The sequence below is a fragment of the Escherichia albertii NBRC 107761 = DSM 17582 genome (assembly GCF_000759775.1).
GTDB classification, from domain to species: domain Bacteria; phylum Pseudomonadota; class Gammaproteobacteria; order Enterobacterales; family Enterobacteriaceae; genus Escherichia; species Escherichia albertii.
This window is the reverse complement of the sequence record NZ_BBMY01000009.1, coordinates 1-24897: the sequence shown is the minus strand read 5'-3', so window position 1 is coordinate 24897 and position 24897 is coordinate 1. Positions and strand designations below refer to the sequence as shown.

19 protein-coding genes and 1 riboswitch are annotated in these 24897 nt (G+C 51.8%); of the genes, 13 read left to right on the top strand and 6 right to left on the bottom strand.

The window, feature by feature from the left end; all coding sequences use genetic code 11:
* The first annotated feature begins 43 nt into the window (after positions 1 to 43).
* The 3 genes from EA14781_RS02850 to EA14781_RS02840 are packed head-to-tail and all read left to right on the top strand — an operon-like array spanning position 44 to position 3529.
* On the top strand, positions 44 to 2341 hold the full coding sequence (locus tag EA14781_RS02850; protein ID WP_000184848.1) for a formate C-acetyltransferase: 2298 nt from the start codon (positions 44 to 46) through the stop codon (positions 2339 to 2341).
* A complete protein-coding gene (locus EA14781_RS02845; RefSeq protein ID WP_000204118.1) occupies positions 2307 to 3185 on the top strand; it encodes a [formate-C-acetyltransferase]-activating enzyme in 879 nt (292 codons plus the stop codon). The genes EA14781_RS02850 and EA14781_RS02845 overlap by 35 nt, the downstream gene beginning before the upstream one ends.
* Before the next feature lie 2 nt (positions 3186 to 3187).
* Positions 3188 to 3529: a PTS fructose-like transporter subunit IIB gene (locus tag EA14781_RS02840; RefSeq protein ID WP_000323856.1), complete on the top strand. Its 342-nt coding sequence runs from the start codon at positions 3188 to 3190 to the stop codon at positions 3527 to 3529.
* Here EA14781_RS02840 and EA14781_RS02835 read toward each other — a convergent pair.
* From EA14781_RS02835 to argE, 4 genes are all read right to left on the bottom strand, one after another.
* Positions 3516 to 4367, bottom strand: a complete 852-nt coding sequence (locus EA14781_RS02835) for an AraC family transcriptional regulator (RefSeq protein ID WP_000274604.1) — start codon at positions 4365 to 4367, stop codon at positions 3516 to 3518. The two genes, EA14781_RS02840 and EA14781_RS02835, sit on opposite strands and share 14 nt — an antisense overlap.
* Positions 4368 to 4581: 214 nt before the next feature.
* Positions 4582 to 6315, bottom strand: coding sequence for a phosphoethanolamine transferase CptA (locus EA14781_RS02830; protein ID WP_000556324.1), 1734 nt, complete (start codon positions 6313 to 6315; stop codon positions 4582 to 4584).
* 182 nt (positions 6316 to 6497) lie between these two features.
* Positions 6498 to 9149, bottom strand: a complete 2652-nt coding sequence (ppc, locus tag EA14781_RS02825; protein ID WP_001005557.1) for a phosphoenolpyruvate carboxylase — start codon at positions 9147 to 9149, stop codon at positions 6498 to 6500.
* Between the two features lie 512 nt (positions 9150 to 9661).
* A complete protein-coding gene (argE, locus tag EA14781_RS02820; protein ID WP_002460659.1) occupies positions 9662 to 10813 on the bottom strand; it encodes an acetylornithine deacetylase in 1152 nt (383 codons plus the stop codon).
* Positions 10814 to 10966: 153 nt separating this feature from the next.
* Between argE and argC the strand changes: the two genes are divergently transcribed.
* The 4 genes from argC (at position 10967) to oxyR (ending at position 15355) form a co-directional block, all read left to right on the top strand.
* Positions 10967 to 11971 (top strand): N-acetyl-gamma-glutamyl-phosphate reductase, encoded by a 1005-nt coding sequence (argC, locus tag EA14781_RS02815; protein ID WP_000935324.1) that lies wholly within the window; start codon positions 10967 to 10969, stop codon positions 11969 to 11971.
* A 10-nt stretch (positions 11972 to 11981) separates the two neighbouring features.
* Positions 11982 to 12755, top strand: a complete 774-nt coding sequence (gene argB / locus EA14781_RS02810) for an acetylglutamate kinase (RefSeq protein WP_002460662.1) — start codon at positions 11982 to 11984, stop codon at positions 12753 to 12755.
* Between the two features lie 59 nt (positions 12756 to 12814).
* Positions 12815 to 14188, top strand: a complete 1374-nt coding sequence (argH, locus tag EA14781_RS02805; RefSeq protein ID WP_001240117.1) for an argininosuccinate lyase — start codon at positions 12815 to 12817, stop codon at positions 14186 to 14188.
* Positions 14189 to 14437: 249 nt separating this feature from the next.
* A complete protein-coding gene (oxyR, locus tag EA14781_RS02800) occupies positions 14438 to 15355 on the top strand; it encodes a DNA-binding transcriptional regulator OxyR (RefSeq protein ID WP_001025944.1) in 918 nt (305 codons plus the stop codon).
* Here the strand turns inward: oxyR and sthA are convergent.
* Entirely contained in the window at positions 15338 to 16738 is a 1401-nt protein-coding gene (gene sthA / locus EA14781_RS02795) for a Si-specific NAD(P)(+) transhydrogenase (RefSeq protein WP_001120825.1), read from the bottom strand. The two genes, oxyR and sthA, sit on opposite strands and share 18 nt — an antisense overlap.
* A gap of 329 nt (positions 16739 to 17067) precedes the next feature.
* On the opposite strand from sthA, the gene EA14781_RS02790 reads away from it, so the two are divergent.
* From EA14781_RS02790 to EA14781_RS02775, 4 genes are all read left to right on the top strand, one after another.
* A complete protein-coding gene (locus EA14781_RS02790) occupies positions 17068 to 18225 on the top strand; it encodes a M20 aminoacylase family protein (protein ID WP_000569580.1) in 1158 nt (385 codons plus the stop codon).
* A gap of 51 nt (positions 18226 to 18276) precedes the next feature.
* Positions 18277 to 19593, top strand: coding sequence for a citrate-proton symporter (locus tag EA14781_RS02785; protein WP_000125457.1), 1317 nt, complete (start codon positions 18277 to 18279; stop codon positions 19591 to 19593).
* Between the two features lie 104 nt (positions 19594 to 19697).
* Positions 19698 to 20348 (top strand): HTH-type transcriptional repressor FabR, encoded by a 651-nt coding sequence (gene fabR / locus EA14781_RS02780; protein ID WP_002460670.1) that lies wholly within the window; start codon positions 19698 to 19700, stop codon positions 20346 to 20348.
* Entirely contained in the window at positions 20348 to 20707 is a 360-nt protein-coding gene (locus tag EA14781_RS02775; RefSeq protein WP_000806406.1) for a YijD family membrane protein, read from the top strand. The genes fabR and EA14781_RS02775 overlap by 1 nt, the downstream gene beginning before the upstream one ends.
* 49 nt (positions 20708 to 20756) lie before the next feature.
* Here the strand turns inward: EA14781_RS02775 and trmA are convergent, their stop codons facing one another.
* A complete protein-coding gene (gene trmA / locus EA14781_RS02770; protein ID WP_000187037.1) occupies positions 20757 to 21857 on the bottom strand; it encodes a tRNA (uridine(54)-C5)-methyltransferase TrmA in 1101 nt (366 codons plus the stop codon).
* A gap of 113 nt (positions 21858 to 21970) precedes the next feature.
* Positions 21971 to 22163: riboswitch (cobalamin riboswitch) on the top strand.
* 65 nt (positions 22164 to 22228) lie between these two features.
* Between trmA and btuB the strand changes: the two genes are divergently transcribed.
* Both btuB and murI read left to right on the top strand, forming a co-directional pair.
* Positions 22229 to 24073: a TonB-dependent vitamin B12 receptor BtuB gene (btuB, locus tag EA14781_RS02765; protein ID WP_002460673.1), complete on the top strand. Its 1845-nt coding sequence runs from the start codon at positions 22229 to 22231 to the stop codon at positions 24071 to 24073.
* On the top strand, positions 24018 to 24875 hold the full coding sequence (gene murI / locus EA14781_RS02760; protein WP_071585954.1) for a glutamate racemase: 858 nt from the start codon (positions 24018 to 24020) through the stop codon (positions 24873 to 24875). Before btuB ends, murI begins: the two co-directional genes overlap by 56 nt.
* The last annotated feature ends 22 nt before the right edge of the window (positions 24876 to 24897 follow it).

Sequence of the window (24897 nt, the reverse complement as noted above, 5' to 3'; positions counted from 1 at the left end):
TCCCGCCCGTAAGGGCGGGTTCGCTTTCCTGGAGGAGTTCTTCATGACGAATCGTATCTCTCGCCTTAAAACTGCGCTGTTTGCCAATACCCGTGAAATCTCACTGGAGCGGGCGCTGCTTTATACTGCCAGCCATCGGCAAACCGAAGGCGAACCGGTGATATTGCGCCGGGCGAAAGCAACAGCGTATATCCTTGAACACGTTGAAATTTCGATTCGTGATGAAGAACTGATTGCCGGTAACCGCACGGTGAAACCGCGCGCCGGGATTATGTCGCCGGAAATGGACCCTTACTGGCTGCTCAAAGAGCTGGACCAGTTCCCGACGCGCCCGCAGGACCGTTTCGCTATTAGCGAAGAAGATAAACGTACCTACCGCGAAGAGTTGTTCCCGTACTGGGAAAAACGCTCGATGAAAGATTTCATCAACGGTCAGATGACGGATGAAGTAAAAGCCGCGACCAGCACGCAGATTTTCAGCATCAACCAGACGGATAAAGGCCAGGGGCACATCATTATTGATTACCCGCGCTTGCTGAATCACGGGCTGGGTGAGCTGGTGGCACAGATGCAGCAACATTGCCAGCAACAGCCGGAGAATCACTTTTATCAGGCGGCGCTGTTATTGCTCAAAGCCTCGCAGAAACACATTTTGCGTTACGCCGGGCTGGCGGAAACGCTGGCGGCAAACTGCCCGGATGCTCAGCGTCGCGAAGAGTTACTGACCATTGCGGAGATCTCCCGCCATAACGCCGAACATAAGCCGCAGACCTTCTGGCAGGCGTGCCAGTTATTCTGGTACATGAACATCATTTTGCAATACGAATCTAACGCCAGCTCGCTGTCGTTGGGGCGCTTCGACCAGTATATGTTGCCGTTCTATCAGGCATCATTAACCCAGGGCGAAGATCCGGCGTTCCTGAAAGAACTGCTCGAATCTTTATGGGTGAAATGCAACGACATCGTGCTGTTGCGCTCCACCAGCAGCGCGCGTTATTTCGCAGGATTCCCGACCGGCTATACCGCACTGCTCGGCGGTTTAACCGAGAACGGACGTAGCGCGGTGAACGTGCTTTCGTTCCTTTGCCTCGATGCCTATCAGAGCGTGCAATTACCGCAACCGAACCTCGGCGTGCGCACTAATGCTTTGATAGACACACCGTTCCTGATGAAAACCGCAGAAACCATTCGCCTCGGCACCGGTATTCCGCAAATCTTCAACGATGAAGTGGTGGTGCCCGCGTTCCTCAACCGTGGCGTTTCGCTGGAAGATGCGCGCGACTATTCCGTAGTGGGTTGCGTGGAATTATCTATTCCCGGCAGAACCTACGGTTTGCACGATATTGCGATGTTTAACTTGCTGAAAGTGATGGAAATCTGCCTGCATGAAAATGAAGGCAATGCTGCGCTGACTTATGAAGATTTGCTGGAGCAGATTCGTACCAAGATTAGTCACTACATTACCCTGATGGTTGAGGGCAGCAATATTTGCGATATCGGTCACAGTGACTGGGCGCCGGTGCCGCTGCTCTCGTCGTTTATCAGCGATTGCCTGGAAAAAGGCCGTGATATTACCGACGGTGGCGCGCGTTATAACTTCTCCGGCGTACAGGGGATCGGTATCGCTAACCTGAGTGATTCTCTCCATGCGTTGAAAGGGATGGTTTTTGAACAACAGCGTTTAAGTTTTGACGAGTTGTTGTCGGTATTAAAAGCCAACTTCGCCACGCCAGAGGGCGAAAAAATCCGTGCTCGCTTAATTAACCGCTTCGAGAAATACGGTAACGATATCGATGAGGTGGATAACATCAGCGCCGAGCTGTTGCGCCATTACTGCAAAGAAGTGGAAAAATATCAGAACCCGCGTGGTGGTTACTTCACGCCGGGGTCGTATACCGTTTCTGCTCACGTCCCGTTGGGAGCGGTGGTTGGCGCGACACCAGACGGGCGTTTTGCCGGGGAGCAACTGGCAGACGGTGGTTTGTCACCCATGCTGGGCCAGGACGCACAAGGGCCAACGGCAGTACTGAAGTCAGTCAGTAAACTGGATAACACGCTGCTTTCTAACGGGACGTTGCTGAACGTGAAATTCACTCCGGCAACCCTGGAAGGTGAAGCGGGATTACGCAAACTGGCCGACTTCTTACGGGCATTTACCCAGCTTAAGTTGCAACATATTCAATTTAACGTGGTGAATGCCGACACGTTGCGGGAAGCGCAGCAACGCCCGCAAGATTATGCCGGGCTGGTGGTGAGAGTTGCCGGATACAGCGCCTTCTTTGTCGAATTGTCAAAGGAGATCCAGGATGACATCATCCGCCGGACAGCGCATCAGTTGTAATGTTGTGGAAACGCGCCGCGATGACGTGGCGCGTATTTTCAACATTCAGCGCTATTCGCTGAATGACGGCGAAGGCATCCGCACGGTGGTCTTTTTTAAAGGCTGCCCGCATCTTTGTCCGTGGTGTGCTAACCCAGAATCGATCTCCGGCAAAATCCAGACGGTGCGCAGAGAGTCGAAATGTCTGCATTGCGCGAAATGTTTGCGTGATGCGGATGAATGCCCTTCTGGAGCATTTGAGCGGATTGGTCGTGATATCAGTCTTGATGCGCTGGAGAGGGAAGTGATGAAAGATGACATTTTCTTTCGCACCTCCGGCGGCGGCGTCACGCTTTCTGGCGGCGAAGTGTTAATGCAGGCGGAGTTTGCCACCCGTTTTTTGCAACGACTGCGGCTATGGGGTGTGTCATGCGCCATCGAAACTGCCGGAGACGCGCCAGCCAGCAAGCTGTTACCGCTGGCGAAATTGTGCGATGAAGTGTTATTTGATTTAAAGATTATGGACCCAAACCAGGCGCGGCAGGTAGTGAAGATGAACCTGCCACGCGTGCTGGAGAACCTGCGTTTGCTGGTGAGCGAAGGCGTCAACGTAATTCCTCGTTTGCCGCTGATTCCCGGTTACACACTCACTAAAGAAAATATGCAGCAAGCGCTGGATGTGTTGATTCCGCTGAATATCAGGCAGATCCACCTGTTGCCGTTTCACCAGTACGGCGAGCCGAAATACCGCCTGCTGGGGAAAACATGGTCGATGAAAGAGGTTGCTGCGCCGTCGTCAGCCGATGTGGCAACGATGCGTGAAATGGCAGAACGGGCCGGGTTTCAGGTTACCGTGGGAGGTTAAAAATGGCATACCTGGTAGCAGTAACCGCCTGCGTGAGCGGCGTGGCGCATACTTATATGGCGGCAGAACGGCTGGAAAAGTTGTGCCAGCAAGAAAAGTGGGGCGTCAGCATCGAAACGCAGGGCGCGCTGGGAACTGAAAATCGTTTATCGGAAGAAGATATTCGTCGGGCTGATGTGGCGCTGCTGATTACCGATATCGAGCTTTCTGGTGCGGAGCGATTCGAGCATTGTCGCTATGTGCAATGCGGTATTAGTGCGTTTTTACGGGAACCACAGCGAGTAATGAGCGCAGTGCGCAAAGTGCTTTCTGCACCGCAACAAACCCATCTTATTCTGGAGTAGTTGGTTTTTCTGTCAGTTGGCTGTGGTATTGCCGACGATACTCCGACGGTGAGCGTTCGGTATTTTTGCGAAACAGACGGCAAAAGTAGTTGCTGTCGACAAACCCGCAGGCGTGCGCCACTTCTTTTACCTTCAGGTCATAGCCTTTCAATAACGTTTTTGCATGTTCCAGCCGCGTGTGGTTCAGATATTCGTTAAAGCCAATAGCGCCTGTTTTTTGAAACAGGTGAGAGAGATAGTTTGGTGAAATGTAGAACGCCTGCGCGACAGATTCACGAGTCAGCGCGGAGGCATAACGTTCGTCGATATAATCGCGGATAGCCTCGAACAGCGCCTGGCTACGCGAAGCGGTCTGGATTTGGCTGCCGAGTAAGTCGCGGCAGTGGCTAAGCAGACTGGTGACGATAAGTCTGGCCGTTTGCTGTTCCTGCGGCTGCATTTGCATTTCATTGAGTGTTTGCAGCAAGAATGAACCAATACGTGGGCCGCGTCGGGCGACGTGCTGTTTCGCCAGGTTTTGAGATTGCTTGCCATTCCATTGCACGACGCTGAAGCCGAGTTGCTGTTTGCCAAACAGCACGCTAAAAGTCGTGGTGGGTGTTTGCCATTGCGGGAAATTCCAGCCGCCAGCGGGGACGTACAGTACATCGCCCGGAACTAACGCCGCACCCGCGCCGGTATCGACAAATTCACCCTCCAGCACAATTTCCAGTCGTGGGAAATCAACCTGATACGCAAGATCGGGGACCGGACCATTAGTGCTGGCAAAGTAAATCTGACGGAGCGGCAGCGGGCCGTTTATCAGGCGGGAGAGCAAATAGCTGACGTCGTGATACATGTTATTCCCTTCGATATGCAGACGGGAAAACAGTAACTGGCATTAGGAAAAAAGGCCACCTGAAAAGCGTGGCCTGATGGGAGTTCGATGTAAACATTGCGGCAGTTGTATTGCCGGATGCGGCGTAAACGCCTAATCCGGCTTACCGCCGCGATCTGTCGACCGGGTAAGACGCGTCAAGCGTCGCATCCGGCAAAGAGCACCTGGCTGATAATTACTGATTACCCACCTGATCGCCATACGGCAGAGTATCGTAATCGATCAGCGCATTTTTCTTATACGGGTTACCAATCCAGCGAGTGGTTTCTTTGAACTGCGGGTTCACCACTGAACGGGTTGGGTCGTAACCGTCGTAAGATAAACCAGCCAAATCTGACCAGGTGTGGATCAGTTCTGCCAGGCTGTATTTACGATTAACATCCTGCGAGAAATCACGCGGATGAGTCGCCTGCCATTTGTCCGACGTCCACAGCAGGAACGGAATGGTGTACATGTGGCGTGTCGGGTTGTCTTCGTTGCGCCCCTGAGTTTTGTGCGGAGGCGTGTCGTAAACCTCTTCACCGTGGTCAGAGAAATAAACCAGGAAACCGTTCGGGTCGGTCGCTTTAAAGTCTTTAATCAGGCTGGCAACCACGTGATCGTTGTACAGGTTAGCGTTGTCGTAATCGTTATACGACTCCAGCTCTTCCGCGTTCAATCCCGGCGGGACATGATCGGTATTGCCATCAAACTTGCCCTGATCTTCCGGGTAACGGTACTTGTACTTGATATGTGTGCCCAGCAGATGAACGATGATCAGTTTCTTCGGCGCAGGGTCCTTCAGCACTTCCTGGAATGGCTTCAGTACGTTGGTGTCGTATTCACGGGCACTCTGCGTGCGTTGTTGATTCATGTAGTACTGCTTGTCGGTCTGGCGCGAAAATACCGTCAGCATGGTGTTGCGGGCGGTCATCGTTTGCTGGTTGGTGATCCAGAAGGTTTTATAACCTGCCTGTTTCATCATGTTCATCAGCGACGGTTGTGTCAGATACAGATCCGGGTTCTTTTCGTTGGCGAAAGTCAGCGCCTGTTGCAGGATTTCAATGGTGTACGGACGTGAAGTGACCACGTTATTAAACACAGTCAGATTCGGATCGGTTTTATGCAGCATATCCAGTTCCGGCGTGGTTTCACGCGGATAACCGTACAGACTCATACGCCCACGCTGGGTAGATTCACCAATCACCAGTACTAAAGTACGCGGCGCATCGCCGGAATTATCTTTAAAGTTTGCCAGTGGCGGTAATGCATCGTTTTCGTTAAGCAACCGGGTCAGTGAAGAGAGTTGCTGACGATATTGATAATAGCCGGAAATAAACTGCCACGGAGCCGCAGGTTCCATGCGTGAAGCCAGGTTATTTAGCGTTTTCGCGAAAGGTTTATGGTTGATGACGGAATTGACCACCATCGGATGCAAAATCAAACCGTACAGCAGTGCAAACGACACCAGATAGCGCCACGGAGATGGAATATAGACCGGGCGCAGGCGTGTCCACAGAAGAACAGCTACCGCTGTATAGGCCAGCGCGATAAGCACAATCTTCAGGCTGAAATACTGGCTTAAATACTCACTGGCTTCGTTGGTGTTGGTTTCAAACATCACGAACAGAACGCTTTGCGAGAACTCCTGACCATATATGACGTAGTAGCACAACGCGGCCAGTGAGGCCGCCCAGAGCACCACGCCGACTACTGCCGCGATAATTTTAATCCTCCTTGGGAAGAGGAATACCGGGATCAACCACAGCGAACTAAACAACAGCGAGTCGCGAACGCCGTTGGTACCGCTGTAGCCGCTGATGTAAATAATGGCCTGTAGCAGGGTGGAGAAAAACCAAAAATAGAGCAGTGCCCAACCCAGGGCTTTCCAGCTAAAAAGGGGTTTAGCCTGGACTTCTGTGGAATGCATAGTAAAAACCTGTCTCGAAAAAAATAGCGCTGAATGTAACGACAAAACCTTAAAGATATCTGAAGGGATATCCGGGATTTGAATAAAATGCAGACAGAAATATATTGAAAACGAGGGTATTAGAACAGCAGTATTTCAGAAAACCCTCGCACAAAAGCACGAGGGTTTTCAGGAGAGGAGGATTAACCGGTATTACGCATACCTGCCGCGATCCCGGCAATAGTGACCATTAACGCTTGTTCAACGCGAGGATCTGGTTCGTGGCCTTCTTTTTCCGCCTGACGGGAACGGTGCAACAATTCTGCTTGCAGTACGTTTAGCGGGTCGGTGTAAATATTTCGTAGCTGAATAGACTCGGCAATCCACGGTAGATCCGCCATCAGATGGGAGTCATTGGCAATCGCCAGCACGACTTTGATGTCTTCTTCTTGTAGATTGCGTAACTCTTTACCCAGCGACCAAAGCTCTTTTGCGACCAGCCGCTGATCGTAGTATTCCGCCAGCCACAGATCCGCTTTGGCGAAAACCATCTCCAGCATTCCAAGGCGCGTTGAGAAGAAAGGCCAGTCGCGACACATGGTTTCCAGCTCGTTCTGTTTGCCATCTTCCACCACTTTTTGCAGCGCCGTACCTGCGCCCAGCCAGGCTGGCAGCATCAGGCGGTTTTGCGTCCAGGCAAAAATCCACGGAATGGCGCGCAATGATTCGACACCGCCGGTCGGGCGACGTTTCGCCGGACGTGATCCCAACGGCAGTTTGCCGAGTTCCTGCTCTGGCGTGGCAGAGCGGAAGTAAGGTACAAAATCTTTGTTTTCACGCACGTAGCCGCGGTAGACATCGCAAGAGATGACAGACAGTTCATCCATAATGCGACGCCAGCTCTCTTTCGGCTCCGGTGGCGGCAGCAGGTTGGCTTCCAGAATCGCCCCGGTATACAGCGAAAGGCTGCTAACAGTGATTTCTGGCAGACCGTACTTGAAGCGGATCATCTCGCCCTGTTCGGTCACACGCAGGCCGCCTTTCAGGCTTCCCGGCGGTTGCGACAGCAGTGCCGCATGGGCCGGTGCGCCGCCGCGACCAATGGAACCGCCGCGGCCGTGGAACAGCGTCAGTTCAATGCCCGCTTTTTCGCAGGTTTTGATTAACGCATCTTGTGCCTGATATTGCGCCCAGGATGCCGCCATCACGCCCGCATCTTTTGCTGAGTCGGAATAGCCAATCATCACCATCTGTTTGCCCTGAATCAGGCCGCGATACCAGTCGATATTCAGCAACTGGGTCATGACATCGTTAGCGTTGTTCAGGTCATCCAGGGTTTCAAAAAGCGGTGCGACTGGCATCGCAAATCCAATACCTGCTTCTTTCAGTAACAGGTGGACGGCCAGTACGTCGGACGGCGTTTTCGCCATTGAGATCACATAGGCGGCAATCGAACCTTGTGGCGCTTCGGCAATGACCTGACAGGTATCAAGCACTTCACGTGTTTCGGCGCTTGGCTGCCAGTTGCGCGGCAGCAATGGACGTTTAGAGTTCAGTTCACGGATCAGGAATGCTTGTTTGTCGGCTTCTGACCAGCTTTCGTAATCGCCAATGCCGAGGTAGCGGGTCAGCTCGCCCAATGCTTCGGTATGACGGGTGCTCTCCTGGCGGATATCAATACGTACCAGCGGTACGCCGAAACATTTCACACGACGCAGGGTATCGAGCAGATCGCCGTTGGCGATAATTCCCATGCCACATGCCTGAAGTGACTGATAACAAGCGTAGAGCGGCTCCCAAAGTTCTTCGTTTTGCGTCAGCAGACCTTCTGGCTTCGGCAGTTCTTCGCCTTTCAGACGTGCTTCCAGCCAGGCCTGTGTCGCCATCAGACGGGAGCGCAGGTTTTTCATCAGATAGCGATACGGTTCTGCGGCGCCTTCTTCGCCGACCAGCGCCAGCAGTTCAGGCGTCGCGTCAACCATCGACAGTTCAGAAACCAGAACCTGAATATCTTTCAGGAACAGATCGGTCGCTTTCCAGCGGCTGAGCAACAAAACGTGTCGGGTGATATCCGCGGTAACGTTCGGGTTACCGTCACGGTCGCCGCCCATCCACGAAGTAAAACGGACCGGAACAAATTCCACTGGCAGTTTGTAGCCGAGATTCTCTTCCAGTTGTTCGTTCAGTTCGCGCAGATAATTCGGCACGCCTTGCCACAGGCTGTTTTCCACCACGGCAAAGCCCCATTTGGCTTCATCTACCGGGCTTGGGCGCTGTTTACGGATTTCATCGGTATGCCAGGACTGAGCGATCAACTGACGCAGGCGGCGCATCAGTTGGTTTCGCTCGTAGTCAGCGATGTCTTTGTTATCGAGCTGTTTCAAACAAGTGTTCACTTCCACCATTTTGTGGATCAGCGTACGACGGGTAATTTCGGTCGGGTGCGCGGTCAGAACCAGTTCCAGCGACAGCGATTCCACCGCTTTTTTGATCGTAGCAGCGTCAAGGTCTGGCTGGTTTTTCAGTTTACGCAGGGTGCGGGCAATGACTTCCGGGTTGCTGGCAGCCTCGCCTTTCGGCGAAATGCTATGATATTGCTCAGCGGTGTTGGCCAGATTCAGAAACTGACTAAACGCACGTGCAACGGGCAGCAGCTCGTCGTTCGACAAATTTTGTAAGGTGGTGAGTAACTCCTGGCGGTTAGCATCATTGCCAGCGCGTGAAGATTTGGACAACTTACGGATAGTTTCTACGCGTTCAAGAATGTGTTCGCCCAACGCATCCTTGATGGTTTCTCCCAGCACTTTGCCGAGCATACTGACATTACTACGCAATGCGGAATATTGTTCGTTCATATGACCCCAGACACCCCATCTTATCGTTTGATAGCCCTGTATCCTTCACGTCGCACTGGCGCGAATATGCTCGGGCTTTGCTTTTCGTCGTCTTTTATAAAGCCACGTAAACGCGGTGACGTCAAATGCTGCGAAATCGCTTCAGCAAACGAATAAATAGCCGGAATTTACGCCATTAAATTCACAACGAATAAAATAAGCGTAACTTATGGAAATGTTAAAAAATCGCCATACATAACACCAAAGGTGTAGGTCAGATAAGTTTGGGCATCATTTGAGTCACTGTAGGCCGGATAAGATGCGCAAGCATCGCATCCGACATGATTTGTAGCACCGGAGCTTCGCAACAGTGCCGGATGCGGCGTGACCGCCTTATCCGGTCTGCGTTCGGGCATCATTTGAGTCACTGTAGGTCGGATAAGATGCGCAAGCATCGCATCCGACATGATTTGTAGCGCCGGAGCTTCGCAACAGTGCCGGATGCGGCGTGACCGCCTTATCCGGCCCGAGTTTTAATGCCAGCAGAAATGATGAATTACCTGAGTGATCAGCTCACGGGTGGGCTTGATAAAACGTGTTTCCAGATATTCATCAGGCTGATGAGCTTGATTGATTGAGCCGGGGCCTAATACCAGCGTCGGGCATAACGTCTGAATAAAAGGCGCTTCGGTACAATAGTTCACCACTTCGGTCTGCGCGCCGAGCAATTTCTCAACCACTTCAACCAGTTGATGGTTCGGCGGGCATTCATAGCCAGGGATTGGCGGATGTAACTCTTCGACCGTCAGACGACCCGGCCAGCGTTCGCTCACTGGCGCCAGCGCGTCGTTGAGTAATCCATTCAGCTCATTGAGTGTCATGCCCGGCAGCGGACGAATATCCATATGTAACTCACAGCAGGCACAGATACGGTTAGACGCGTCGCCACCATGAATATGCCCGAGGTTGAGTGTGGGATATGGCACGGTAAACGCTTCGTAGTGATAGCGTTCTTTCAGATTATCGCGCAATTGCAAAATATGACCGATGGCGTCGTGCATCAGTTCGATAGCATTAACTCCGCGCGACGGATCGCTGGAGTGCCCAGACTGGCCCATGATTCGGATGGCATTGGAGATGTGACCTTTATGTGCGCGTACCGGTTGTAGCGATGTTGGTTCGCCAATGATGGCGCAGTCAGGACGCAGGGCGGTGGTTTCGGCAAAATAGCGCGCCCCAGCCATGCTGGTTTCTTCATCGGCGGTTGCCAGAATATAGAGCGGTTTTTTCAGTTTTGTGACGTCGACATCGCGTAATGCATCAAGGATAAACGCAAAGAACCCTTTCATATCGGCGGTGCCTAAGCCGTAAAGTTTGCCCTCATGCTCTGTCAGCGTAAACGGATCGCGCGTCCAGCGCCCATCATCAAACGGCACGGTATCGGTATGGCCTGCCAACAGTAAGCCGCCAGCGCCCTGCCCGCAACTGGCCAGCATATTAAACTTATTGCGCGTCTCTGGCACGGGCTGGACTTCCACATTGAAGCCCAAATCTTTAAACCAACCCGCCAGCAGAGTGATTAAATCTGCATTGCTTTGATCGAGCGCCTCTTCCGTAGCGCTTATTGAAGGTGTGGCAATCAGGGCGCGGTAAATCTCGATAAATGGCGGTAATTTGTTTTTCATTGTTGACACACCTCTGGTCATGATAGTATCAATATTCATGCAGTAATTATGAATAAAAATACACTAACGTTGAGCGTAATAAAACCCACCAGCCGTAAGGTGAATGTTTTACGTTTAACCAGGCAACCAGACATAAGAAGGTGAATAGCCCCGATGTTGAATACGCTGATTGTGGGTGCCAGCGGTTACGCTGGCGCAGAGTTAGTGGCCTATGTAAATCGCCATCCGCATATGAACATAACCGCTTTGACGGTTTCTGCGCAAAGCAATGATGCGGGAAAGTTAATCTCCGATTTGCATCCGCAGCTCAAAGGCATCGTTGATCTGCCGTTGCAGCCGATGTCGGATATCAGCGAGTTTAGTCCAGGGGTGGACGTGGTGTTTCTCGCCACCGCCCATGAAGTTAGCCACGATTTAGCACCGCAATTTCTTGAAGCTGGCTGTGTGGTGTTCGACCTTTCCGGCGCGTTTCGTGTTAACGATGTCGCCTTCTACGAAAAATATTACGGCTTTACCCATCAATACCCGGAACTGTTGGAACAAGCAGCTTATGGTCTGGCGGAGTGGTGCGGAAATAAATTAAAAGACGCAAATTTGATCGCGGTGCCGGGTTGTTATCCCACAGCGGCACAGTTGGCGCTGAAACCGTTGATTGACGCCGATCTCCTCGACCTCACTCAGTGGCCGGTCATCAACGCCACCAGCGGTGTGAGCGGGGCAGGACGTAAGGCGTCGATTTCAAACAGCTTTTGTGAAGTCAGCCTGCAACCTTACGGTGTCTTTACCCATCGCCATCAGCCTGAGATTGCCACACACCTCGGCGCCGACGTGATTTTCACTCCACATTTGGGCAATTTCCCGCGCGGTATTCTCGAAACCATTACCTGTCGCCTGAAGCCTGGCGTAAACCAGGCGCAAGTGGCGCAAGCGTTGCAGCAGGCGTATGCCCATAAACCGTTGGTACGGTTGTATGACAAAGGCGTTCCGGCGCTGAAAAACGTCATCGGGCTGCCGTTCTGCGATATCGGGTTTGCCGTTCAGGGTGAGCATCTGATTATCGTGGCGACCGAAGATAATTTATTAAAAGGTGCGGCGGCACAGGCTATCCAGTGCGCCAACATTCGTTTCGGCTATGCGGAAACGCAGTCTCTTATTTAAGGATACAAAGATGAATCCATTAATTATCAAACTGGGCGGCGTACTGCTGGATAGCGAAGAAGCGCTGGAACGTCTGTTTAGTGCACTGGTGAATTATCGTAAGTCACATCAGCGTCCGCTGGTCATTGTCCACGGCGGCGGCTGCGTGGTGGATGAGCTGATGAAAGGGTTGAATCTGCCGGTGAAAAAGAAAAATGGCCTGCGGGTGACGCCTGCGGATCAGATAGACATTATCACCGGGGCGCTGGCGGGAACGGCAAATAAAACCCTGCTGGCGTGGGCGAAGAAACACCAGATTGCTGCCGTAGGCTTGTTTCTCGGTGACGGTGACAGCGTAAAAGTGACCCAGCTTGATGAAGAGTTAGGCCATGTTGGACTGGCGCAGCCAGGTTCACCTAAGCTCATCAACACATTGCTGGAAAACGGTTATCTGCCGGTGGTCAGCTCCATTGGCGTAACAGACGAAGGGCAACTGATGAACGTCAATGCTGACCAGGCGGCGACGGCGCTGGCGGCAACGCTGGGCGCGGATCTGATTTTGCTCTCTGACGTCAGCGGCATTCTCGACGGCAAAGGGCAACGCATTGCCGAAATGACGGCAGAGAAAGCGGAGCAACTGATTGAGCAGGGCATTATTACGGATGGCATGATTGTGAAAGTGAACGCGGCGCTGGATGCTGCGCGTACGCTGGGCCGTCCGGTGGATATCGCCTCCTGGCGTCATGCGGATCAGCTTCCGGCACTGTTTAACGGTATGCCAATGGGCACGCGGATTTTAGCTTAAGTTTTGTTAGCCGGAGGCGTTGCTATCCGGTATTGCATTCAAAAGAAGGAAACAGAGTTATGGCACTTTGGGGCGGACGTTTTACCCAGGCAGCAGATCAACGGTTCAAACAATTCAATGACTCACTGAGTTTTGATTATCGTCTGGCGGAGCAGGATATTGTTGGCTCTGTGGCCTGGTCCAAAGCGTTGGTAACGGTCGGTGTGTTAACCGCAGAAGAGCAAGCGCAGCTGGAAGAAGCATTGAACGTGCTGCTGGAGGAAGTTCGTGCCAGGCCACAACAAATTCTCGAAAGCGATGCTGAAGATATTCATAGCTGGGTGGAAGGCAAACTAATCGACAAAGTGGGTCAGTTAGGCAAAAAGCTGCATACCGGGCGTAGCCGTAATGACCAGGTGGCGACTGACCTGAAACTGTGGTGCAAAGATACCGTTAGCGAATTGCTGACGGCTAACCGCCAGTTGCAATTGGCGCTGGTGGAAACGGCGGAAAACAATCAGGATGCGGTAATGCCGGGTTATACGCATCTACAACGCGCTCAGCCGGTGACGTTCGCGCACTGGTGCCTGGCTTATGTTGAGATGCTGGCGCGTGATGAAAGCCGTTTGCAGGATGCGCTCAAGCGTCTGGATGTCAGCCCGTTAGGCTGTGGTGCGCTGGCGGGAACGGCTTATGAAATCGACCGTGAACAGTTGGCAGGTTGGCTGGGGTTTGCCTCGGCGACCCGTAACAGTCTCGATAGCGTTTCTGACCGCGACCACGTGCTGGAGCTGCTTTCTGCGGCCGCTATCGGTATGGTGCATCTGTCGCGTTTCGCTGAAGATCTGATTTTCTTTAACACCGGTGAGGCCGGTTTTGTGGAGCTTTCTGACCGTGTGACTTCCGGTTCGTCATTAATGCCGCAGAAGAAAAACCCGGATGCGCTGGAGTTGATTCGTGGTAAATGCGGGCGTGTGCAGGGGGCGTTAACCGGCATGATGATGACGCTGAAAGGTTTACCGCTGGCCTATAACAAAGATATGCAGGAAGACAAAGAGGGTTTATTCGATGCGCTCGATACCTGGCTGGATTGCTTGCATATGGCGGCACTGGTGCTGGACGGCATTCAGGTGAAGCGTCCGCGTTGCCAGGAAGCCGCACAACAGGGTTACGCTAATGCCACTGAGCTGGCTGATTATCTGGTCGCAAAAGGCGTGCCGTTCCGCGAAGCGCACCATATCGTGGGTGAGGCAGTAGTGGAAGCTATTCGTCAGGGTAAACCACTGGAAGAGCTGTCGCTGGCCGAGTTGCAGAAATTCAGTCCGGTGATTGGCGAAGATGTCTATCCGATTCTGTCGCTGCAATCGTGCCTCGATAAACGTGCAGCAAAAGGCGGCGTCTCACCGCAGCAGGTGGCGCAGGCGATTGCTTTCGCGCAGGCGCGGTTGGGGTAAGCACATTTCTTTATGCAAACGTGGGCTGTTTTTTGAGTAAAAAAATGCGGATCCTGGGATCCGCAAAAGTTCACGTTGGCTTTAGTTATTCGAGTTGAGAAACTCTCGAAACGGGCAGTGACTTCAAGGGTTAAAAAAGGTGCCGCTCCGTTTCTGTGCTCTATTATTAGACAGAAAGCTTGATAGGGATAATCGTTCGTTGCTATGCTTCCTATCGCCGCTAACTATCGTGGCGATGGAGGATGGATAATGAATATTCGTGATCTTGAGTACCTGGTGGCATTGGCCGAACACCGCCATTTTCGCCGTGCGGCAGATTCCTGCCACGTCAGCCAGCCAACCCTGAGTGGGCAAATTCGCAAGCTGGAAGATGAGCTGGGCGTAATGTTGCTGGAGCGGACGAGCCGCAAAGTGTTGTTCACCCAGGCGGGAATGCTGTTGGTGGATCAGGCGCGCACCGTGTTGCGCGAGGTGAAAGTCCTCAAAGAGATGGCAAGTCAGCAGGGCGAGACCATGTCCGGCCCGTTGCATATTGGTTTGATCCCCACAGTTGGACCTTACTTGTTGCCGCATATTATTCCGATGCTGCACCAGACCTTCCCGAAACTGGAAATGTATCTCCATGAAGCGCAGACTCACCAGTTACTGGCACAACTGGACAGTGGCAAACTCGATTGCGTGATCCTTGCGTTGGTGAAAGAGAGCGAAGCCTTTATTGAAGTGCCGTTGTTTGATGAACCCATGCTGCTGGCAGTCTATGAAGATCACCCGTGGGCTAATCGCGAATGTGTGCCGATGGCCGATCTGGCAGGGGAAAAACTGTTAATGCTGGAAGATGGTCACTGTTTGCGTGATCAGGCGATGGGCTTTTGTTTTGAAGCGGGGGCGGATGAAGATACGCATTTTCGTGCCACCAGCCTGGAGACGTTGCGTAACATGGTGGCGGCGGGTAGCGGTATTACTTTGTTACCGGCGCTGGCTGTGCCGCCAGAGCGTAAACGCGATGGCGTTGTCTATCTTCCATGCATTAAGCCGGAACCCCGTCGTACTATTGGTCTGGTTTATCGTCCTGGTTCGCCGCTACGCAGCCGCTATGAGCAGCTGGCAGAGGCTATCCACACAAGGATGGATGGCCTCTGCGATAAAATGTTAAAAGAGGCGGTTTAAGCCATTTAACGCGGCTACCCGATAGGCTTCCGCCATCGTCGGGTAGTTAAAGGTGGTGTTAACGAAGTACTCAATGGTGTTGCCGCCACCTTTCTGTTCCATAATTGCTTGACCGATATGAATAATTTCGGCTGCGCGCTCACCAAAGCAGTGGATACCCAGAATTTCTTTCGTTTCCCGATGGAACAAAATTTTCAGCGTACCCACGTTCATTCCGACGATTTGCGCACGTGCCAGATGTTTAAACTGGGCGCGCCCCACTTCATACGGCACTTTCATCGCAGTGAGTTGTTGTTCGGTTTTGCCCACGGAGCTGATTTCCGGGATGGTGTAGATACCCGTCGGGATATCTTCAATCAGGTGCGCGGTGGCTTCGCCTTTCACCAACGCCTGTGCGGCGATGCGTCCCTGGTCGTAGGCCGCTGAAGCCAGACTTGGATAACCAATCACGTCGCCTACTGCGTAAACGTGCGGCTGTGCAGTTTGATACATGCTGTTGACTTTGAGTTGTCCACGGCTGTCAGTTTGCAGACCGATGTTTTGCAATGCCAGCGAATCGGTGTTCCCGGTGCGACCGTTGGCATAGAGCAGGCAGTCTGCTTTCAGTTTTTTACCTGACTTCAGGTGCATGATCACGCCGTCATCGCAGCCTTCAATCTTCTCATACTCTTCGTTGTGACGAATCACTACGCCACTGTTCCAGAAGTGATAGGAGAGAGAATCAGACATCTCTTGATCAAGGAATGCCAGCAGGCGATCGCGAGTGTTGATCAGATCCACTTTCACATCCATACCACGGAAGATCGACGCATATTCGCAGCCGATTACTCCAGCGCCATAGATAAGCACGTGGCGCGGTTCGTGATGCATGCTAAGAATTGAGTCGCTGTCGTAAATGCGTGGGTGAGTGAAATCGACATCCGTTGGATGATAAGGACGTGAACCGCAGGCAATAACAAATTTTTCAGCGGTCAGCGTTTCGGCCGTGCCGTCCGGGCAGTCCAGCGCCAGCGTGTGTTCGTCAACAAAGCGGGCGCTCCCCTGCAATATTTCACAGTGATTACGTTCGTAAAATCCCTGACGCATGCGCGTTTGTTGATTAATCACGTTATCAGCATGATTGAGAATATCGGCAAAAGAAGAACGGAGTAGTCGCGAATGGTCGCTGTAAAGTGGGTTTTGATTGAATTCAATGATACGGCTGACGGCGTGGCGGAGGGCTTTTGATGGGATGGTGCCCCAGTGGGTACAGCCGCCGCCAACGTTTTGATAACGTTCAATAACCGCGACGCGCGCTCCTTGTTTAACCAGACCCATTGCAGCGCCTTCGCCGCCGGGGCCGGAACCTATTACTATGGCATCGTAATCGTAGGAATGTGGCATGGTAGGGCTTACCTGTTCTTATACATAAAAGCAACAGAATGGTAACATTTTATCGCGGGTAAGCCAATTGATCCCCGTCATTTATCTGGCTATATCATGAGCTGCCCTGGCTTTGTCTTCCCCCTTCTTATTTTATTTATTCACTATTAATCGCTTTTTCTTATAGCTGATAGTTTTATCTTGCCGAAGCGTGCTTTTTTGTTATTGTCTTTTTGAAATCTCATTATAAAACAAATATATAAATATTTTATATTGATGAGTTATTTGTATTTATACCATCAATAAAATCCGTTAATTAGCCTGTTTATAAGTGAATAAAGGAATAGCCGATGATCGAACACTATATTCGTGGGTTTGAGGAAGAACTTCGCGAGATCCGCCATCAGATCCACGAAAACCCGGAGCTGGGATTACAAGAATTTAAAACCAGTACGTTGGTAGCGGAAAAGCTACGCCAGTGGGGCTATGAGGTAGTGCAAGGGCTGGCGACGACTGGCGTGGTGGCCACATTAAAGGTGGGTAACGGAGAGAAAAGTATTGGTCTGCGCGCTGATATGGATGCGTTGCCAATTTATGAAAATAGCGACAAACCCTGGGCCAGTAAACAGCCGGGTTTAATGCATGCCTGCGGGCATGACGGTCACACCACAATATTATTGGGAGCCGCGCGTTATCTTGCTGAAACTCGCCGTTTTAACGGTACGTTGCGTCTCATCTTCCAGCCAGCGGAAGAGATGATCAATGGCGGTGAGATTATGGTTAAAGAGGGCCTTTTCGACCGTTTCCCCTGCGATGTCATTTTCGGCATGCATAACATGCCGGGTTTGCCGGTCGGCAAGTTTTTCTTCCAGCCTGGGGCGCTGATGGCGTCAATGGATCAGTTCCATATTACGGTTCGTGGTTGTGGCGGACACGGTGCGATCCCGCACAAAGCCATCGATCCAGTGCTGGTTGCCGCACATATCACCACCGCATTACAAAGCATTGTGTCGCGCAATGTCGATCCGCTGGAAGCGGCGGTAATTACCGTCGGCAGCATTGTTGCGGGTGAGGCGGCTAACGTCATTCCTGACAGTGCTGAGATGAAAATCAGTGTCCGCTCTCTTAGCCGCGATACCCGACAACTTCTTCTGACCCGTATTCCTGCTCTGGCGCAAGCTCAGGCCGTCAGCTTTGGCGCTACGGCTGAGGTTACGCATGTTAACGGTACACCGGTATTAGTAAATGACGAGGAGATGGCGCGCTTCGCCTGGCAGGTGGCGTGCAAAACATTTGGTGAAGATCGGGCTGAGTTTGGCATCAAGCCCCTGATGGGCAGTGAAGATTTCTCTTTCATGCTGGAAGCCCAACCCAAAGGCGCTTTTTTGCTGTTCGGTAATGGCGATGTCGGGGAAGGTTCCTGCATGGTGCATAACCCCGGTTACGACTTTAACGATGCAAGCCTGGTCCCGGCAAGCAGCTACTGGGGCGCACTGGTTGAAGCCTAGCTGCAATAAATAAAACAACACACAACAACACTTTTTGGCAAGGAACATGGAATGACGGCGATCGTAAATGAAACCGTGAGTGTGAAGAAAAAGCCCAGCGGCAGGCGGGTGATCTTTGCCTCGGCGTTTGGCAATGCGCTCGAATTTTTTGATTTTGGCGTTTACAACTTTTTTGTGGTCTACATTAGCGCGCTGTTTTTCCCTCCCAGCGCGGATAAAAACGTCGCACTATTACTGGCATTCGCCACCTTCGGGGTGAGCTTTTTTATGCGTCCGCTTGGTGGAGTTATTGTCGGAGCATGGGCAGATCGATTCGGCCGCAAACCCGCGATGGTGTTTACCATTGCCCTGATGAGCCTGGGGACGCTGATGATTGGTATCGCGCCGACATATGCAACGGCGGGCTATTGGGGAACGGCGACACTGGTGCTGGCGCGCCTGATTCAGGGGGTTGCGGCGGGTGGTGAAGTCGGAGCCTCAATGTCTTTGCTGGTAGAGTCAGCTCCGGCAAATCGTCGTGGTTTTTACAGTAGTTGGTCGCTGGCGACTCAAGGTCTGGCAACAACCTTTGGCGGTGTCGTTGCTTTAGGTTTAAGCGCATGGTTGCCGTTCGTCACAGGTTCAGAAACCGTAATGGCGGAATGGGGCTGGCGTGTGCCGTTTTTTATTGGTGTGCTATTAGCGCCCATCGTTTGCTGGCTGCGCCTGAGTCTGGAAAACGATGGGCCTGCACCTGCGCACAATAAAAAAGTCGTTGCCAACGAAAGCGCCTTCTCTTTACTTATGCAACATAAAGCAACCCTTGCCAACGGCGTTTTACTCGCTATTGGTAGCACGGTCGCAACCTATATCTCCCTCTTTTATTACGGCACCTGGGCGGCGAAGTATCTGGCGATGCCTCAACATTATTCTCATGCAGCGATGTTACTGGCGGGCGTTGTTACGTTTGTGGGCGCGCTGCTGGTGGGGATGCTGTGTGATTCAGTCGGACGTAAAAAGCTGATTTTTATCTCGCGTGTGATGGTGTTGATCTGTAGCTGGCCTTCGTTCTGGTTGTTGGTGAATTACCCAAGCCCAGGCATGTTGTTGACGGTGGTTTTCGTGATGGTCAGCTTTACCACGTTGGGCGGCGTACCTGTGATGCTGCTGATCTCTGAGCTGTTGCCCAAACGTATTCGCGCTCTGGGATTTGCCCTGGTCTATAGCATAGGTGTGGCAATCTTCGGCGGTTTTGCACAATATTTTGCGACACAATCCATTGTGTTACTGGATAGCCTGACGGCTCCGGCGTGGTATCTGGGCGGGGGAACGTTGTTATCGATGTTGGCGTTGTTGTTCGTGAAAGAACCGGCTAAAGAGCTGCAATAATTCTGTCTGGTTGCGTTACTGTTCATTCACAACACGGGATGAATCCAGTATGTTCATTCTTCTGGTATAGTGCCAGCGGTACTTTTGGCAAGGATTCAGACATCGTGATGGGCGTAAGAGCGCAACAAAAAGAAAAAACCCGACGTTCGCTGGTGGAAGCCGCATTTAGCCAGTTAAGCGCTGAACGTAGTTTCGCCAGTTTGAGTTTGCGTGAAGTGGCGCGTGAAGCGGGCATCGCTCCCACCTCTTTTTATCGGCATTTCCGCGACGTAGATGAACTTGGTCTGACAATGGTTGATGAAAGCGGCTTAATGCTGCGTCAGCTAATGCGCCAGGCTCGTCAGCGTATTGCTAAAGGCGGGAGTGTGATCCGTACCTCGGTCTCCACATTTATGGAGTTCATTGGTAATAATCCGAATGCCTTCCGGTTATTATTGCGGGAACGCTCCGGTACCTCCGCTGCATTTCGTGCCGCCGTCGCGCGTGAAATTCAGCACTTCATTGCGGAACTTGCGGACTATCTGGAACTCGAAAACCATATGCCTCGTGCGTTTACTGAAGCGCAGGCTGAAGCCATGGTGACGATTGTCTTCAGTGCAGGCGCCGAGGCGTTGGATGTCGGCATTGAACAACGTCGGCAATTAGAAGAGCGACTGGTACTGCAACTGCGAATGATTTCGAAAGGGGCTTATTACTGGTATCGCCGTGAACAAGATAAAACCGCAATTATTCCGGGAAATGTGAAGGACGAGTAATGAAACAAGCAAATCAAGACAGAGGTACGCTGCTGCTGGCACTGATTGCTGGCTTATCGATTAATGGTACTTTTGCAGCGCTATTTAGCTCCATTGTGCCATTTTCTGTATTCCCTGTTATTTCCCTGGTACTGACAGTTTACTGCCTGCATCAACGTTACCTTAATCGCACTATGCCTGTCGGTTTACCGGGACTGGCCGCAGCCTGCTTTATTCTCGGTGTACTGCTGTACAGCACTGTGGTTCGAGCGGAATACCCGGATATCGGTTCTAACTTCTTCCCGGCCGTGCTGTCCGTCATTATGGTGTTCTGGATTGGCGCTAAGATGCGTAACCGTAAACAGGACGTTGCTGAGTAATCGGTATCATGCCGGATGCGATGCTGGCGCATCTTATCCGGCCTGGGTTTTACTTCGCAGTCAGTAACACACCGCACTCCATATGGTGTGTATAAGGGAACTGATCAAACAGAGCCAGACGTTCAATTTTGTGCGTCTGGCTTAATGTTTCCAGATTCTTACATAGTGTTTCCGGGTTGCAGGAGATATACAGAATACGCGGATACGCCTGCACCATTTTCTCGGTTTCACTGTCCAGACCGCTGCGCGGCGGGTCGACAAAAATGGTTTCGCACTGATAACTCTTTAAGTCGATTCCCTGTAAACGGTTAAATTCGCGTACGCCATTCATCGCCTGGGTAAACTCTTCCGCTGCCATACGAATTATTTGTACGTTATCAATATGGTTAGCAGCAATGTTGTATTGCGCCGCGGCGACTGACGGCTTGGCGATTTCGGTGGCGAGTACCCGATCAAAATTACGCGCCAGCGCTAACGAAAAGTTACCGTTGCCGCAGTACAGCTCCAGTAAATCGCCCTTTGATCCTTTGGTGACGTCCAGCGCCCATTCCAGCATCTGAATATTCATCGCCGCGTTCGGCTGGGTGAAGCTATTCTCCACCTGACGGTAGATCATCTCTTTGCCTGCTACAGGCAGACGTTCGTCGATGTAATCTTGATCCAGCTCGATTTTGGTTTTCGTTGCCCGACCAATCAGATGTACATTCAGATTCTGCGCGCGCAGCGCATCACGCAGAGCTTCCGCCTGCTGACGCCACTCATCGTCCAGCTTTTTATGATACAGCAGGGAAACCACTGCCTGGTTACTTAGCGTGGTGAGGTAATCAATCTGGAACAGCTTGTTGCGCAGAACGGGATTATTACGCACGCCCGCAATCATTGCCGTCATTAACTGGTTGATAAGTTCACTGGCGGCAGGAAAGCTCTCTACGCGGATGCGGCTTTTGGTTTGCTGATCGAAAATGATGTGGTACAGGTCATCGCCATCGTGCCAGATGCGGAACTCTGCACGCATCCGGTAATGACTGACCGGCGAGCGGAACACTTCCGGAACCAGGTCAGAAAACGGTGCCATCATACTTTGCAAACGCACCACTTTTTCGGCTAACTGCGCTTCATACTGTTCTGTTGGAAGGTGTTCGGGGGTCATGATGTATCCTGAAAAATTAAAGTACGCGACGATTGTAGGGATTGCTCATCAGATGTCCAGATCTTGATGAATTCCTATTTGTGAGCTACGTCTGGACAGCAACTTGTTACAACCTGTAGCATCCACTCGCCGGTCCTGTGAGTTAATAGGGAATCCAGTGCAAATCTGGAGCTGACGCGCAGCGGTAAGGAAAGGTGCGATGATTGCGTAATGCTGACACTGCCATCCGGTGGGAAGTCATCATCTCTTTTGTATCCTGTGGATACCCCTCCAAGCCCGAAGACCTGCCGGCCAACGTCGCATCTGGTTCTCATCATCGCGTACTATCGGTGAAACCTGCGGCATCCTTCTTCTATTGTGGATGCTTTACAATGATTAAAAAAGCTTCGCTGCTGACGGCGTTCTCCGTCACGGCATTTTCTGCTTGGGCACAGGACACCAGCCCGGATACTCTCGTCGTTACTGCTAACCGTTTTGAACAGCCTCGTAGCACTGTGCTGGCGCCAACGACTGTTGTGACGCGCCAGGATATTGACCGCTGGCAATCGACTTCGGTCAACGATGTGCTGCGTCGTCTTCCGGGCGTGGATATCACTCAAAATGGCGGGTCAGGTCAACTCTCTTCTATTTTTATTCGTGGTACTAATGCCAGTCATGTATTGGTGTTAATTGATGGTGTACGCCTGAATTTGGCGGGGGTGAGTGGTTCTGCTGATCTTAGCCAATTCCCTATTGCGCTGGTGCAACGTGTCGAATATATCCGCGGGCCGCGATCCGCCGTTTATGGTTCTGATGCGATAGGCGGGGTAGTGAATATCATCACGACGCGCGATGAACCGGGAACGGAAATATCAGCGGGATGGGGAAGTAATAGTTATCAGAATTACGATGTCTCTACACAGCAACAACTGGGGGATAAAACACGGGTAACTCTGTTGGGTGATTACGCCTATACCCATGGCTTTGATGTTGTTGCTTATGGCAATACCGGAATGCAAGCGCAGCCAGATAAAGATGGTTTCTTAAGCAAAACGCTTTACGGCGCGCTGGAACATAACTTTACCGATGTCTGGAGCGGTTTTGTGCGCGGCTATGGCTATGATAATCGTACCAATTATGACGCGTATTATTCTCTCGGCTCGCCGCTTCTCGATACTCGTAAACTCTATAGCCAAAGTTGGGACGCCGGGCTGCGCTATAACAGCGAACTGATTAAATCACAACTGATTACCAGTTACAGCCATAGCAAAGATTACAACTATGATCCTCATTATGGTCGTTATGATTCGTCGGCGACGCTGGATGAGATGAAGCAGTACACCATCCAATGGGCAAACAACGTTACCGTTGGGCACGGTAATATTGGTGCGGGTGTTGACTGGCAGAAGCAGACCACGACGCCGGGCACGGGGTATGTTGACGAGGGTTATGATCAGCGTAATACCGGTATCTATCTGACCGGGCTGCAACAAGTCGGCGATTTTACGTTTGAAGGCGCAGCACGCAGCGACGATAACTCTCAGTTTGGTCGTCATGGCACCTGGCAAGCCAGCGCCGGTTGGGAGTTCATCGAAGGATATCGTTTTATCGCCTCTTATGGCACGTCTTACAAGGCTCCTAATCTTGGGCAACTGTATGGCTTCTACGGTAATCCGAATCTGAATCCTGAGAAAAGCAAACAATGGGAAGGTGCGTTTGAAGGCTTAACCGCTGGGGTGAACTGGCGTATTTCTGGGTATCGTAACGATGTCAGTGATTTGATCGATTATGACGATCACACCCTGAAATATTACAACGAAGGGAAAGCGCGGATTAAAGGTGTCGAGGCGACTGCCAATTTTGATACCGGACCACTGACGCATACTGTGAGTTATGATTATGTTGATGCGCGCAATGCGATTACTGACACGCCGTTGTTACGCCGTGCTAAACAGCAGGTGAAATACCAGCTCGACTGGCAGTTGTATGACTTCGACTGGGGGATTACTTATCAGTATTTAGGCACTCGCTATGATAAGGATTACTCATCTTATCCTTATCAAACCGTTAAAATGGGCGGTGTGAGCTTGTGGGATCTTGCGGTTGCGTATCCGGTCACCTCTCACCTGACAGTTCGTGGTAAAATAGCCAACCTGTTCGACAAAGATTACGAGACAGTCTATGGCTACCAAACTGCAGGACGGGAATACACCTTGTCTGGCAGCTACACCTTCTGAACCACGTCCCACCGTGCTGGTGTTTGACTCCGGCGTCGGTGGGTTGTCGGTCTATGAAGAGATCCGCCGCCTCTTACCGGATCTCCATTACATTTATGCTTTCGATAACGTCGCTTTCCCGTATGGCGAAAAGAGCGAAGAGTTTGTTGTTGAGCGCGTGGTGGAAATTGTCACTGCGGTGCAAGAGCATTATCCCCTTGCGCTGGCGGTGGTGGCTTGCAATACAGCCAGTACCGTTTCGCTTCCTGCATTACGCGAAAAGTTCGCTTTCCCGGTTGTCGGTGTTGTGCCGGCAATTAAACCCGCTGCGCGTCTGACTGCTAATGGCATTGTTGGATTGCTGGCAACCCGCGGTACGGTGAAGCGTTCTTATACCCACGAGCTGATCGCCCGTTTCGCCAATGAATGCCAGATAGAAATGCTGGGATCGGCGGAAATGGTTGAATTAGCTGAAGCGAAGCTGCATGGCGAAGACATTTCTCTGGATGCGCTAAAACGTATCTTGCGCCCGTGGTTAAGAATGAAAGAACCGCCAGACACCGTTGTTCTGGGCTGTACCCACTTTCCTCTATTACAAGAAGAGCTATTGCAAGTGCTGCCAGAGGGAACCAGACTGGTGGACTCTGGCGCAGCGATTGCTCGCCGAACGGCCTGGTTGTTAGAGCATGAAGCCCCGGAGGCAAAATCTGCCGACGCTAACATTGCCTTTTGCATGGCAATGACGCCAGAAGCTGAACAATTATTGCCTGTTTTACAGCGCTATGGCTTCAAAACGCTCGAAAAACTGGCAATCCCGGACTGATTTGGTTGAATGTTGCGCACTC

Bases quoted from the DNA above. Each gene is read 5' to 3' on its own strand.
- murI (WP_071585954.1), top strand. From the start codon at position 24,018: ATGGCTACCAAACTGCAGGACGGGAATACACCTTGTCTGGCAGCTACA.
- EA14781_RS02850 (WP_000184848.1), top strand. From the start codon at position 44: ATGACGAATCGTATCTCTCGCCTTAAAACTGCGCTGTTTGCCAATACC.
- trmA (WP_000187037.1), bottom strand. From the start codon at position 21,857: ATGACCCCCGAACACCTTCCAACAGAACAGTATGAAGCGCAGTTAGCC.
- argB (WP_002460662.1), top strand. From the start codon at position 11,982: ATGAATCCATTAATTATCAAACTGGGCGGCGTACTGCTGGATAGCGAA.
- EA14781_RS02775 (WP_000806406.1), top strand. From the start codon at position 20,348: ATGAAACAAGCAAATCAAGACAGAGGTACGCTGCTGCTGGCACTGATT.
- EA14781_RS02830 (WP_000556324.1), bottom strand. From the start codon at position 6,315: ATGCATTCCACAGAAGTCCAGGCTAAACCCCTTTTTAGCTGGAAAGCC.
- oxyR (WP_001025944.1), top strand. From the start codon at position 14,438: ATGAATATTCGTGATCTTGAGTACCTGGTGGCATTGGCCGAACACCGC.
- ppc (WP_001005557.1), bottom strand. From the start codon at position 9,149: ATGAACGAACAATATTCCGCATTGCGTAGTAATGTCAGTATGCTCGGC.
- argE (WP_002460659.1), bottom strand. From the start codon at position 10,813: ATGAAAAACAAATTACCGCCATTTATCGAGATTTACCGCGCCCTGATT.
- argH (WP_001240117.1), top strand. From the start codon at position 12,815: ATGGCACTTTGGGGCGGACGTTTTACCCAGGCAGCAGATCAACGGTTC.
- EA14781_RS02790 (WP_000569580.1), top strand. From the start codon at position 17,068: ATGATCGAACACTATATTCGTGGGTTTGAGGAAGAACTTCGCGAGATC.
- btuB (WP_002460673.1), top strand. From the start codon at position 22,229: ATGATTAAAAAAGCTTCGCTGCTGACGGCGTTCTCCGTCACGGCATTT.
- EA14781_RS02785 (WP_000125457.1), top strand. From the start codon at position 18,277: ATGACGGCGATCGTAAATGAAACCGTGAGTGTGAAGAAAAAGCCCAGC.
- argC (WP_000935324.1), top strand. From the start codon at position 10,967: ATGTTGAATACGCTGATTGTGGGTGCCAGCGGTTACGCTGGCGCAGAG.
- EA14781_RS02845 (WP_000204118.1), top strand. From the start codon at position 2,307: ATGACATCATCCGCCGGACAGCGCATCAGTTGTAATGTTGTGGAAACG.
- sthA (WP_001120825.1), bottom strand. From the start codon at position 16,738: ATGCCACATTCCTACGATTACGATGCCATAGTAATAGGTTCCGGCCCC.
- EA14781_RS02835 (WP_000274604.1), bottom strand. From the start codon at position 4,367: ATGTATCACGACGTCAGCTATTTGCTCTCCCGCCTGATAAACGGCCCG.
- EA14781_RS02840 (WP_000323856.1), top strand. From the start codon at position 3,188: ATGGCATACCTGGTAGCAGTAACCGCCTGCGTGAGCGGCGTGGCGCAT.